Source organism: Streptomyces malaysiensis subsp. malaysiensis, from assembly GCF_040653035.1.
Taxonomy (GTDB): Bacteria; Actinomycetota; Actinomycetes; order Streptomycetales; family Streptomycetaceae; genus Streptomyces; species Streptomyces malaysiensis.
On sequence record NZ_JBEZNG010000010.1, the window covers coordinates 251,809 to 262,822 of the forward strand.

At 72.2% G+C, this 11,014-nt stretch carries 12 protein-coding genes; 8 read left to right on the forward strand and 4 right to left on the reverse strand.

Going from position 1 to position 11,014, the window contains the following annotated elements; translation table 11 throughout:
* Nucleotides 1–40: 40 nt before the first annotated feature.
* Nucleotides 41–982 carry a sigma-70 family RNA polymerase sigma factor gene (locus AB0E24_RS22290; RefSeq protein WP_359379254.1) on the forward strand — a complete coding sequence of 314 codons (942 nt, stop codon included), beginning with the start codon at nucleotides 41–43 and terminating at the stop codon, nucleotides 980–982.
* On the forward strand, nucleotides 975–1,145 hold the full coding sequence (locus AB0E24_RS22295; protein ID WP_159033396.1) for a hypothetical protein: 171 nt from the start codon (nucleotides 975–977) through the stop codon (nucleotides 1,143–1,145). Before AB0E24_RS22290 ends, AB0E24_RS22295 begins: the two co-directional genes overlap by 8 nt.
* Before the next feature lie 227 nt (nucleotides 1,146–1,372).
* Here AB0E24_RS22295 and AB0E24_RS22300 read toward each other — a convergent pair whose 3' ends face one another.
* Nucleotides 1,373–2,251, reverse strand: coding sequence for a helix-turn-helix transcriptional regulator (locus AB0E24_RS22300; protein ID WP_359379258.1), 879 nt, complete (start codon nucleotides 2,249–2,251; stop codon nucleotides 1,373–1,375).
* Nucleotides 2,252–2,475: 224 nt separating this feature from the next.
* Between AB0E24_RS22300 and AB0E24_RS22305 the strand changes: the two genes are divergently transcribed.
* Both AB0E24_RS22305 and AB0E24_RS22310 read left to right on the forward strand, forming a co-directional pair.
* Nucleotides 2,476–3,621: a cytochrome P450 gene (locus AB0E24_RS22305; RefSeq protein WP_359379261.1), complete on the forward strand. Its 1,146-nt coding sequence runs from the start codon at nucleotides 2,476–2,478 to the stop codon at nucleotides 3,619–3,621.
* A 53-nt stretch (nucleotides 3,622–3,674) separates the two neighbouring features.
* Entirely contained in the window at nucleotides 3,675–4,835 is a 1,161-nt protein-coding gene (locus AB0E24_RS22310) for a serine hydrolase domain-containing protein (protein WP_359379264.1), read from the forward strand.
* A gap of 103 nt (nucleotides 4,836–4,938) precedes the next feature.
* Here AB0E24_RS22310 and AB0E24_RS22315 read toward each other — a convergent pair whose 3' ends face one another.
* Complete coding sequence (locus AB0E24_RS22315) at nucleotides 4,939–5,517, reverse strand: TetR/AcrR family transcriptional regulator (protein ID WP_102933531.1); 579 nt, start codon at nucleotides 5,515–5,517, stop codon at nucleotides 4,939–4,941.
* 130 nt (nucleotides 5,518–5,647) lie between these two features.
* Here AB0E24_RS22315 and AB0E24_RS22320 point away from each other — a divergent pair, with 130 nt between their 5' ends.
* Nucleotides 5,648–6,385, forward strand: coding sequence for an SDR family oxidoreductase (locus AB0E24_RS22320; RefSeq protein WP_359379268.1), 738 nt, complete (start codon nucleotides 5,648–5,650; stop codon nucleotides 6,383–6,385).
* A gap of 24 nt (nucleotides 6,386–6,409) precedes the next feature.
* On the opposite strand, the gene AB0E24_RS22325 is transcribed toward AB0E24_RS22320, so the two are convergent.
* Entirely contained in the window at nucleotides 6,410–6,724 is a 315-nt protein-coding gene (locus AB0E24_RS22325) for a hypothetical protein (RefSeq protein ID WP_351376900.1), read from the reverse strand.
* Complete coding sequence (locus AB0E24_RS22330) at nucleotides 6,721–7,134, reverse strand: helix-hairpin-helix domain-containing protein (RefSeq protein ID WP_146055538.1); 414 nt, start codon at nucleotides 7,132–7,134, stop codon at nucleotides 6,721–6,723. The genes AB0E24_RS22325 and AB0E24_RS22330 overlap by 4 nt, the downstream gene beginning before the upstream one ends.
* A 287-nt stretch (nucleotides 7,135–7,421) precedes the next feature.
* On the opposite strand from AB0E24_RS22330, the gene AB0E24_RS22335 reads away from it, so the two are divergent.
* From AB0E24_RS22335 to AB0E24_RS22345, 3 genes are read left to right on the forward strand one after another with little or no spacing between them, the layout of a single operon-like run.
* Nucleotides 7,422–8,279 carry a Tat pathway signal sequence domain protein gene (locus AB0E24_RS22335; protein ID WP_359379272.1) on the forward strand — a complete coding sequence of 286 codons (858 nt, stop codon included), beginning with the start codon at nucleotides 7,422–7,424 and terminating at the stop codon, nucleotides 8,277–8,279.
* Nucleotides 8,280–8,293: 14 nt separating this feature from the next.
* Nucleotides 8,294–9,493 carry a copper amine oxidase gene (locus tag AB0E24_RS22340; RefSeq protein WP_359379275.1) on the forward strand — a complete coding sequence of 400 codons (1,200 nt, stop codon included), beginning with the start codon at nucleotides 8,294–8,296 and terminating at the stop codon, nucleotides 9,491–9,493.
* A gap of 44 nt (nucleotides 9,494–9,537) precedes the next feature.
* Complete coding sequence (locus AB0E24_RS22345) at nucleotides 9,538–10,899, forward strand: serine hydrolase domain-containing protein (protein WP_359379278.1); 1,362 nt, start codon at nucleotides 9,538–9,540, stop codon at nucleotides 10,897–10,899.
* Nucleotides 10,900–11,014: the final 115 nt, after the last annotated feature.

Consider the following 11,014-nt stretch of genomic DNA (forward strand, 5'->3'; position numbering starts at 1 on the left):
GTCTGAAGACATGACGGAGCACGGCGAGGAAAGGTGACCGATGGACGGGCGGAAGCCGGGGAACGGAGAGCATCCGCAGGACGGGCTGGCGGAGCGGTTCGAGGCGCACCGCGGCCGGCTGCGGGCGGTCGCCTACCGGATGCTCGGATCGCTCGGCGAGGCGGACGACGCCGTCCAGGAGACATGGCTGCGGCTCAGCCGCGCCGACGCCGAGACGGTCGGGAACCTGTCCGGCTGGCTGCGGACGGTGATCTCCCGCATCTGTCTGGACATGCTGCGCTCGCGCGCCGCGCGCCGGGAGGAGCCGGTCGGGCGGGAGCTGTCCGACCTGGCCCCGGCGACCGGGCACGGGGGCGCGCCCGAGGACGAGGCGGTGCTGGCCGAATCGGTCGGCAGAGCGCTGCTCGTGGTGCTGGACACGCTGGGCCCGGCCGAGCGGATCGCCTTTGTGCTGCACGATGTGTTCGCGGTGCCGTTCGACGGGATCGCGCCCATCGTGGAGCGCTCACCGGTCGCCGCGAAGAAGCTCGCCAGCCGCGCCCGCCAGAAGGTGCGGGGCAGCGCGGCGGTGCCCCGCACCGAGCTGGACCGGCAGCGGCGCACCGTCGACGCCTTTCTCGCCGCCGCCCGAGGCGGGGACATGGCCGCGCTGCTCGCGGTGCTCGACCCGGATGTCGTACGGCGCGCCGACCGCGCCGCCCTGCCCGAGGGGGTGCCGACGGTGGCCCGCGGTGCGCGGGCGGTGGCGGAGGAGACCGCCGGGTTCACGCCGAGGGCGCGGTTCGCGGAGCCCGCGCTGGTGAACGGGTCCGTGGAGATCGTCGTGGCCCCACGTGGCCGATTGCTCCTCGCCCTGACCGTCACCGTCGAGGACGGGCGGATCGCCGCGTACGAGGTGATCGCCGATCCCGGGCGGCTGAGCCGTCTGGAACTCGGGGTCCTCGACGACGTTCGGCCTCACGTAACCTCGGCCCATGGGTGATGTGTTGCCGTACCTGATCGTCGCCGGTGTGCTCGCCGTGCTCATGGTCTTCCTCGGCTGGGTGGCGTCCCTCGCCCGTCGGCGTGGTGCGATGGGCACGGCCCTGCGAGCCGCCATGGCCGGCCACCGGGCGCGGTCGCGCCGAGGGCCCGCCGGGTCCTGACCCGGTGAGCCCGGCGGGTGCGGCCCGCGTGCCACAGCGGGTCCGGCCCCCGGGCGGGTCCGGCCTGCGCGCCCAGTGGGCCTAGGAGGCGGCCACGGGGTAGTCGGCTCCGAGGGTGACCTCGCGCCAGGTGTCGAAGGCGGTCCTGAGGGAGTCCAGCCTGGCCAGCGCCCGGCCCAGACCGGTGGGTCAGCCGGTGATGAACCGGACGGGCGATTCATTGACGGTCATGCGGAAGAGTCCTTCGTCTTGGTGCTCATGGGGTCGTGGGGCGTCTCCACCGCGTCGGCGACGAGGCTGCCCAGCAGGGACAGGGCCTGTTCGGACGGGCTGCCCGGTTCGGCCTGGTAGACGATGAGCTGCTGACCGGGAGCGCTGTTCACGGTCAGCGCCTCGTACTCCAGCGTCAGCTCGCCGACCAGGCGGTGCCGGAAACGCTTGATCTCATGGGTCTTCTGGCGGATGTCATGGCGGGCCCACAGCCGCCGGAACGCCTCGCTCTTCAGCGACAACTCCCCGACGACGGCGATCAGTTCGGGGTCCTCCTCATCGACCCCTGCCGCCGCGCGGAGCCCGGCGACGGTGTTGACCGCCACCCGCTCCCAGTCGGGGTAGAACTCCCGCGCGTCCGGGTCGAGGAAGACCAGCCGCACCAGATCCCGGCTGTGGGTGTGGCCGTCGAACAGGGCCCCGCCCAGGGCGTTGTGGGCCAGTACGGTCAGACAGCGCCCCAGGACGACGGCCGGGGTCCGCGGCCAGCCGTCCATCATCCGCAGCAGGGCCGGGCTCACCCGCTCCCGCCGCGCGGCCGGACGGCGCCGCCGGCCGGGGGCCGGACGGGCCAGCCGGTGCAGATGGGCGACCGCGTCCTCCTCCAGCACCAGCGCCCGGGCCAGCGCCTCGACCACCTGCGCCGAGGGATGGCGCTCCCGGCCCTGCTCCAGCCGGATGTAGTAGTCGGTGCTGACCCCCGCGAGCAGGGCGACCTCCTCCCGGCGCAGCCCCGCCACCCGGCGCCGGCCGGCGGGCGGGATGTCCACGTCCTCTGGCCGCACCAGTTCACGGCGGGCGCGCAGAAAGCGCCCCAGGGGGTTCTCGCTGTCCATGTCGGGGAGCCTAGACCTGGGAAAGCGGGGTCCGGAGCCCGTAAGGTGGCCGCGCTACTCCTAGTCTGGGCCGGGAGGTGCCGCCCATGGGCGGGGGATCGCACGAAAGCGCATCGCACCACCACGGATCACAGGACCACGGATCACACGGATCGCGGGACCACGCGGCGCACGAGTACGGAGCGCGCAGGGTCGACCGGGGGCCGGACGCAGGGGGCTGTCCGGTGCGGCGGGGGCCCGACGGGATCTGGCAGGTGTCCGGCTACCAGGAGGCCCGCGCCGTACTGCGCGACACCGCCACCGTGCAGGCCGGGCTCGGCATCGAGACGGTGGAGAAGCTGCCGTCCCGGTTCCGGCGGCCGGTGCTCTACCGGGACGGTCCCGAACACCGCGAGGACCGGCGGCAGACCGCCCGGTTCTTCACCCCGCGCCGGGTCGATGAGCACTATCGCGAGGTCATGGTCCGGGTGGCGGAGGCGCAGATCGGCACCATCCGGGACACCGGCCGGGGCCGGCTCGCCGATGTGGCCTTCCATCTGGCGATCGAGGTGGCGAGCGCCGTGATCGGCCTGACGGAGAGCAGGCCCGGGATCCGGAGGCGGCTGGAGCGCTTCTTCCCCGAGAAGTTCGGCACCCCGGGGCTGACCAGCCTGCACGGGATCCGCTGGCTGCTGCGCCAGAACGCGAACTGGCTGCGGATCTACTGGGGTGATGTCCGCCCGGCCGTACGGGCCCGGCGGCGACGGCGGCGTGACGATCTGATCTCCCATCTGCTGGACGAGGGGTGTTCGGCCGGCGAGATCCTGGGGGAATGCATCACCTTCGCCGCGGCGGGCATGGTCACCACCCGGGAATTCGTCAATCTGGCCGCGTGGCATCTGTTCGCCGACACCGCGCTGCTGACGCGGTATCAGGCGGTTGACGAACCCGGCCGGATCGCGATCCTGGAGGAGATCCTCCGGCTGGAGCCGGTCATCGGCCGGCTCCGCCGTCGTACCACCGCACCGCTCCGGCTGTCCGGCGACGGCCAGAATCCGGGCGCGGAAGTGACGGTGCCGGCCGGGGAGTTGGTCGACGTCATGCTCCACCGCGCCAATCTCGACGCCCGTACGGTGGGCGAGCGGCCGGAGCGGCTCCGCCCGGGCCGTCCGATGGCCGGGGGCGCGGGCGCGCCGGGGCTGTCCTTCGGGGACGGTGCGCACAAATGCCCCGGAGCCGCGATCGCGCTCCTCGAAACGGATGTCTTCCTCAGCCGGCTGTTCGCCCTGCCCGGTATCCGTATGGCGTCCCCGCCCCGGGTCGGTTTCAAGGACGAGATCGGCAGCTATGAGCTGCGCGGTTGCACGGTCACGCTCACCGGCCGGACCTGACCGCCACCCCCACCGCCACCGCCACCGCCACCGCCACCGCCAGGAGGATTCACATGACCGAGTCCGCGATCCAGGGCCACTGCGACCCCAGGTTCGCCGGAGTGCGGGCCGCCTTCGAGGCGAACTTCCGCGACCACGACGAGCTGGGCGCGGCGGTGGCCGTGCGGATCGGCGGGGAGACCGTGGTGGACCTGTGGGGCGGCTGGGCTGACGCCGGGCGCACCCGCCCCTGGGAGCGGGACACCCTGGTCAATGTGTGGTCCACCACGAAGGGGCCGACCGCGCTGTGCGCCCATGTGCTGGCCGACCGCGGGCTGCTGGACCTGGACGCGCCGGTGGCCGCGTACTGGCCCGAGTTCGCCGCGGCCGGGAAGGGCTCGCTGCCGGTGCGGTACCTCCTCTCGCACCGTTCGGGGCTGGCCGGGCTGCGGGAGCCGCACAGCGTGGCGGAGCTGTACGACTGGGAGCTGACCACCGCCCGGCTGGCCGCGGCCGAACCGTGGTGGGAGCCCGGCACCCGGGCCGGCTATCACGCGCTCACCTACGGCTTCCTGGTCGGCGAGGTGATCCGGCGGATCACCGGGCTGCCGCCGGGCGAATTCCTGCGGCGGGAGGTCACCGGGCCGCTGGGCATCGACTTCACCATCGGCCTTCCGGAGAACGAGGCCGACCGGGCCGCCGAGCTGATCGGCCCGGCCGCGCCCTCGTCCGGTGAACGGGCCCCGGCGGGCGGGCGGTTCACACCGGTCGCGCTGGCGGCGCTGGGCAATCCACCGGTCGGCGCCGCCGATGCCAACACCCGGGAGTGGCGCGAGGCTCAGCTGCCGGCCCTCAACGGCCATGGCACCGCCCGCGCCGTCGCCGAGCTGTACGGCATCCTGGCCCACCGCGGTGTGTCCGGTGACCGGCGGGTGCTGTCCGCGGAGGCCGTCGAGCGCGCCCGTGAGGGCCAGGGTTCCGGCCGGGACCTGGTCCTGGGCCCGGCGCTCGGCCGGGACACCGAGGTGGCGCTCGGCGTGTGGCTGAGCGGTCCACACGGCTCCTACGGCCCCAACCCGCGCGCCGTCGGCCATGACGGCTACGGAGGCTCCTGCGGGCTCGCCGACCCGGAGGCGGAGCTCTCCCTGGGCTATGTGATGAACCGCATGGGCCCGCATATCGTCGACGACCCCCGGAAGATGGCCCTGGTGGAGGCGGTGTACGCGGCACTGTGACCGGCGCCGCCGGGCTTCACCGACGGGGCCGCGCGCCCTTACCGACGGGACCGCCCGGCCTCACCCGCGGGGCCGCCCAGCCTCACCCGCGGGACGCCCGGCCTTACCGACCGCTTCCGGCGCTCAGTCCGTCCAGGGTGAGGTCCAGGAGGCGGTCGGCCTGCTCCCGCTGTTCGGGCTTCCCCGAGGCGAGGGCGATGCCGGTGAGCGCGGCGAACATATCGGTCGCGCTGATGTCCGACCGGATCACACCGGCCGTGACGGCGGCGTCCATCAGCAGCGAGAGGGCGTCCTGGATCATCTCGTGGCTCTGGGCGTACGGGTTGACGCCCGACGCGACCACGCCCCGCAGCGCGTCCGCCATGCCCAGCTTGGCGTTGGCGTAGTCCATGAAGCGGCCCAGCCACACGCGCATGGCCTCGCGCGGGGGCAGGGCCGCCAGCAGTTCGGGGGCGGCATCGCAGAGCCGGGCCAGCTCATTGCGGTAGGCGGCCTCGATCAGCAACTCACGGGTCGGAAAGTTCCGGTAGAGGGTGCCGGTGCCCACCCCCGCCTCCTTGGCGATGCGCTCGAGGTGGGCGTTCAGCCCTTCCTCGGCGAAGATCCGCACCGCGGCGGAGAGGATCTTCTCCCGGTTGCGCTGTGCGTCGGCCCGCAGCGGGCGCCCTGGATCCCTGACCATCGACGGCTCTCCTCATTCCCCGGTTGCTAAGTGGAGGCACCTCCACTTACTGTGGGACGAAGTGGCGGCGCCTCCACTTTCCACAGTAGGCCATCGCCGCCTCCCCTTTTCCCTGGAAGGACCACCCATCATGTCGGGTGTCGAAGGCAAGGTCGTCGCCATTACGGGCGCGAGCAGCGGAATCGGCGAGGCGACCGCGCTGCTGCTCGCCGAGCGCGGCGCCACGGTCGTCCTCGGCGCGCGGCGGTCGGACCGCATCGAGGCGCTTGCGGCCCGGATCGCCGGGGCGGGCGGCGAGGCCGTCCCCGTCGCCACGGATGTGAAGCGGCGCGCGGATCTGTCCCGTCTGGTCGCGACGGCACGCGAGCGGTACGGAAAGCTCGACGTCCTGGTCAGCAACGCCGGGATCAGCCCGATCTCCCCCCTCGACGATCTGCGCGTCGAGGACTGGGAGGAGATGGTCGACGTCAACATCAAGGGCGTGCTGTACGGCATCGCCGAGGCCCTGCCCGTCTTCCGCGAGCAGGGCTTCGGGCATTTCGTGCACACCCTCTCCACCGCCGGGCTGACCATCGTCCCCACGATGTCGGTCTACGCCGGCACCAAGAACGCCGTGCGCGCCATCTCCGAAGGGCTGCGCCAGGAGGCGGGCGAGTCGCTGCGGGTGACCACGGTCTCGCCGGGATACACCCGGACGGGGCTCGCGGATTCCATCACCGACCCGGACGCGAGGAGCGCGATCCAGAGCGGCATGGACAAGATCGCGATATCCCCGGACGCCATCGCCCGCGCCATCGCGTTCGCCATCGAGCAGCCGGCCGGTGTCGACGTCGGCGAGATCGTGGTCCGCCCCACCGCGCAGAGCTGAGCTCCGCGCCCGGAGGCCCGGAGGTCAACCGCCGGGCGGGCGCCCGGTGTCCAGCAGCACGGCGTGGACGGCCGCGGTGAGAACCGCGGCCGCGAGTGTCCATGAGATCCAGTCGCCCGGGTCCGGCAGCCACTGCCGCCCGAGCGCGACCGGATAGATGACCACCGCGTACCCGGCGGGCACGGTGCGCGGCACGATCCCCTTTCGGGCGGCGCCGAGGAATAGCAGCGGCGCCAGCAGCCCGGCGGAAAACACCACGCCCACCACCCACAACACCCGGTGCCGCCGGCCGTTGAACAGAGCGGGCCGTACGGATGTTCCCGTGGAAGATTCGTTCACGATCGCCTTTCGTTCGGTGTGGAGTGCAGACGATTGAGTGCGTGATGGGCGCTCACGGCGCCGATGCCGTCCAGATCGCGAAGTTGACGCGCGGAGAAACTGGAGAGCAGTTCGAGATTATCGATACCGGCCCTGAGCAATGCATTGGCCAAACGATGTCCGATTCTGTCGTGTCCGAGGACATCGAAAAGCTCGCCCCCCTCGCAGGAACCGCAGCGCCGTCCGGGTGCGTTCGGCGCCATTTCCCGGGCACCGCACATGCCGCACATATCGATCACCCGGCCATTCCATCGCGCCCTGGACCAGCTCATTTGAACGATGACATCGCGAAGCGCACCGACGCTGTCGGCGGCGGAGGAGGAATGGGTGGCGCCACAGATGTCACATCGAATGGTGATCGAATGGCTCATGTGAGCATGATGGCAGAGAGGCTCTCAACGAGCCTTCCCCGCCATCGCTTTGCGGCCGCCCGACCGTCGATCCAGACATGCGTTTCTCACAGCCGCTTGATGACAAATGCGACTGTTACGCCGCCCGGAGTGGTGAAAGCGTGAGCCATCAGTGGACAGCGAAGAGTCCGGGGGGAGTCCGCGCCAGCCGTCGTCAGCGGCCTGAATCCCGTCGGTGCGGACGGGAACGCATCAGCGAGAATCCGGGATCCGGCCGAGTGCTGTCACCGCGAGCCCCACCGGCTCATATGACCGACAACGGAAACGGCTGGGTGATGAGAGACAACGCCACTCACAAGGGTGCGGCCGAAACCAGGGGGCGCCGTCACCGACGATGGCGCGTATCCGCGGCGCTGGGTCTGACGGCGGTGCTGGCGGGCGGCGCGATCGCCGCCCTCCGGACGGCCGGATCGCCCGCTCCCGCCCCCTCGCAACCCGCGGCGGCCATCGCCTCGCATGCGGGCCGGCTGACCCCCGATGAGTCGCGCGCGGCGTCCCGTATCGCCGTCGACGCCGCCACCCGGCCCGGAACCGCGCCCGCGCGGGGCGGTCAGGACGCGAAGAAGGACGCGAGGAAGGACACCGGAAGCGGGGAGCGGAACGCGGCGGGCGGCTCCGGCGCCGAGCCGCTGGACACCCGCCGTCCGCCCCGGGCCAAGTCGGCCTCCTCCGCCCCGGACGGCCGGGCCGAGGTCCAGCTCTACGACTACGCCTCGGACACCCTCATCACCCGGCTGGTCGACCTGCGCGCCGGCACGGTCCTCGACTCCGCACGTCAGCGCGGTGTCCAGCCGCCCCCCACCCTGGCCGAGGCCCGCGAGGCGGTGAAGATCGTCCTCGCCGACCGCCGTCTCGGCCCGGGGATGCGCGACTCCTACGCCTCGCAGACCGGGAAGCGGCTGACCTCGCCGTCCCAACTGCTCCTCCAGGGCATGTCGTTCCTCGGCTCCCGCGCCAAGGGGGTGGACGGCGCCCGGCAGGTGTCCCGGTGCGGTGAGCACCGGTGTGTGCAGCTGTTCGTACGCATTCCGGGCGGAAAGTGGATCGACACCAGCCGGATCGTCATCGATCTGTCGGCCAGGCGCGCCGCCGTCATCGGCCTGTGAGGGGAGCCTTGTCCGTGTCCAGTCTGTTCCGGTGTGCCCGGGTGCTGATCGCCGTGGTGGGATCGCTGGCCCTGTGGGTGCCGGGCCCGGCGTCCGCCGCGCCCGCGAGGGCCTCGGCGGCCCCGTCCTGCCCCGCCGCCGAGCGCATCGACAACACGCTGAAGAACGGTGCCCGGTGGCAGATGTGCTGGGACATCGACCGCAACACCGGTGCGGTGCTGAGCGATGTGATCTACACCCCGAACCGCTCCACCCCCACCCGTGTGCTGAAGAGCGCCTCGCTGGCCGAGGTGCATGTGCCCTACGACAGCGGTCAGCCGCGGTTCTACGATGTCTCCGCGATCGGCTTCGGCGATCTGGAGCAGGGCACGCTCACCCGGCTCGGCGCCGAGGACTGCCCCGACGGGCGGCTGCGCGACTTCCGCGACACCCCCGTGCTGTGCGTCGAGGAGCAGCCGCGGCCGTTCGCCTACAAGAGCGCGGTGGAGAAGGGCGTTCTGCACGGCACCGACCTGGTCGTCTTCTCGGTCTCCGAGATCGGCTGGTACGACTACATCACCGAATGGCGCTTCTCGGACGACGGTTCCATCACCCCCCGGTCGGGCGCCACCGGAAGCCTCTCGCCGTTCCAGTTCTCCGACGCGGGCAGCGGCTGGCCGACCGGGGTGGGCTCCACCCGGTTCAGCGAGAACCACTCGCACAACATCTTCTGGCGGCTGGACTTCGACGTCGACGGAGAGTCGAAGAACACCGTGGAGCAGTACGACTACCCGGGCAGCGGTACGGCCGCGCGCACCACCAAGCGCACCGTGCTCTCCCATGAGACCGCGGCGGACCTCGCGCCCGCCCGCTTCTGGCGGGTGGTGAACCCCACCGCCGAGAACACCGACGGCCACGTCAAGTCCTGGGAGATCGACAACCACCACAGCGATCAGTACCGGGGCCCGCACGAGACCGAGGAGTTCACCCACCACGACATGTACTTCACGCAGTACCGGGAGTGCGAGCGGCTGGCCTACGGCAACACCGCCCCGGACTGCGCCACCTCGGTCGACAAGTACACCGGCGGCGAGCGGCTCACCGACCCGGTCGCCTGGGTCAGTGTCGACTTCCACCATGTGCCCAGGGACGAGGACCAGGACCCCATGCCGACCCACTGGCAGGGCTTCACGATCGTGCCCCGGGATGTCACGGCCACGAGCCAGCTGCCATGACCCGGCCCCCGTCGCCCGTCCCCTTCCCCGGCAAGGAGTGCACCGTGTTCCGTCCGACCCCGGCGCCGTCCGCCGAGGAGCGGTCGAAGTTACGCCGCGTCCTCGAGGACCGCCTGACCGCACTGGCCCGCCACCATCAGGTGCCCGGAGCCCAACTCGCCGTGCACAGCGGCGGAATGACGTTCGGCGTGGAGACCGGCGTCCTGGACGTGGGCACCGGCGAGCCGTTCACCGCCGACACCGCCGTACCCATCGGCTCCGTCACCAAGGCGTACACCGCGACCGTGGTGATGCTCCTGGTCGCCGACGGCGATGTGGAGCTGGACGACCGGCTCGGTGACCATGTGCCCGAGCTGCGGCGGGCCGGTCCGCCGTGCACGGTGCGCCAGGTGCTCAGCCACACCGCGGGGCTGCCGTCCGGGCCCGACTCGGACCAGGTGGCCTCGGTGACCGCCGCACGCTATCTGCTGGACCACTGCACCGACCGCACCCTGGTGATGCCTCCGGGAACGGACTTCTCCTACTCCAACGCGGGCTATGTCGCGGCGGGCCGGCTGATCGAGACGGTCACCGGGATGAGCTGGCGGGAGGCCATGCGGTCCGTTCTGCTCGATCCGCTGGGCACCGTGCCGTCCTTCATCGGCACGGCCGCCGCCCCGCACCGGCCCACCGCGCGCGGCCACTCGGCCAACAAGGCCACCGGCAGAACGAGACCGGTGCGGCAGAACCTCGCCCCCGCCGAGGCCGCGGCCGGGGCGCTGAGGGTCAGTGCCCTCGATCTGGTGGCGCTGGGCCGGGCCCATCTCGGCGACGGCCCGGCGGGGTTGCCGCCCCGCGAGCTCGCGGAGGAGATGCGCCGCCCCGTGCCCGGCGGCGACCCCGGTGTGCTGGCCGACGGCTGGGGCCTGGGCTGGGCGCTCTTCCACCGCGGCGACACGGTGTGGTTCGGGCACGACGGAAACGCCCAGGGCACCTCCTGCTCCCTGCGCGCCGACCCCGCCACGGGGACGGTGGTCGGCTTCACCGCCAACGCGGGGAGCGGCACGGAGCTGTGGAACGAACTGACCGATGTGCTGGGCGAGATCACCGGTGTCCCGATGCCCGCCGCCCCCGCCCCACGGGGTCCGGCGGCCCCCATGGCCGCGACCTCCCAGTGCACCGGCACCTATCTCAACGGCGATATCGAGTACCAGGTGACCATGGGCGACGGCGGTGGTCTCGCCCTGTCCGTGGACGGTGACCCCTCCGCGCCGCTGGTCTGCCATGAGGACCTCACCTGCGATCTGGTGGACCCCTCCTCCGGACGCCGGATCCCCGGCGGACGGTTCGTCCGCGATCCGCGGACCGGCGCCGTCGACCGGATCCAGCTCTCGGGCCGGATGGCCCGTAAGAGCGCCCTGGTCTGAGGCCCCCACCGCCCACGCGCACGGCCGTCTCCCCACAGCTCCCCCGGCCGGGCGCGGGCGCCCCGGCTCGGCGCCGACCGGTCCGAGCCGTCCCCCATCTGCCATCCGCCCGTGC

Excerpts from the sequence above, each read along its gene's own strand:
- AB0E24_RS22290 (WP_359379254.1), top strand. The coding sequence starts at position 41 with ATGGACGGGCGGAAGCCGGGGAACGGAGAGCATCCGCAGGACGGGCTG.
- AB0E24_RS22295 (WP_159033396.1), top strand. The coding sequence starts at position 975 with ATGGGTGATGTGTTGCCGTACCTGATCGTCGCCGGTGTGCTCGCCGTG.
- AB0E24_RS22300 (WP_359379258.1), bottom strand. The coding sequence starts at position 2,251 with ATGGACAGCGAGAACCCCCTGGGGCGCTTTCTGCGCGCCCGCCGTGAA.
- AB0E24_RS22310 (WP_359379264.1), top strand. The coding sequence starts at position 3,675 with ATGACCGAGTCCGCGATCCAGGGCCACTGCGACCCCAGGTTCGCCGGA.
- AB0E24_RS22315 (WP_102933531.1), bottom strand. The coding sequence starts at position 5,517 with ATGGTCAGGGATCCAGGGCGCCCGCTGCGGGCCGACGCACAGCGCAAC.
- AB0E24_RS22320 (WP_359379268.1), top strand. The coding sequence starts at position 5,648 with ATGTCGGGTGTCGAAGGCAAGGTCGTCGCCATTACGGGCGCGAGCAGC.
- AB0E24_RS22330 (WP_146055538.1), bottom strand. The coding sequence starts at position 7,134 with ATGAGCCATTCGATCACCATTCGATGTGACATCTGTGGCGCCACCCAT.
- AB0E24_RS22335 (WP_359379272.1), top strand. The coding sequence starts at position 7,422 with ATGACCGACAACGGAAACGGCTGGGTGATGAGAGACAACGCCACTCAC.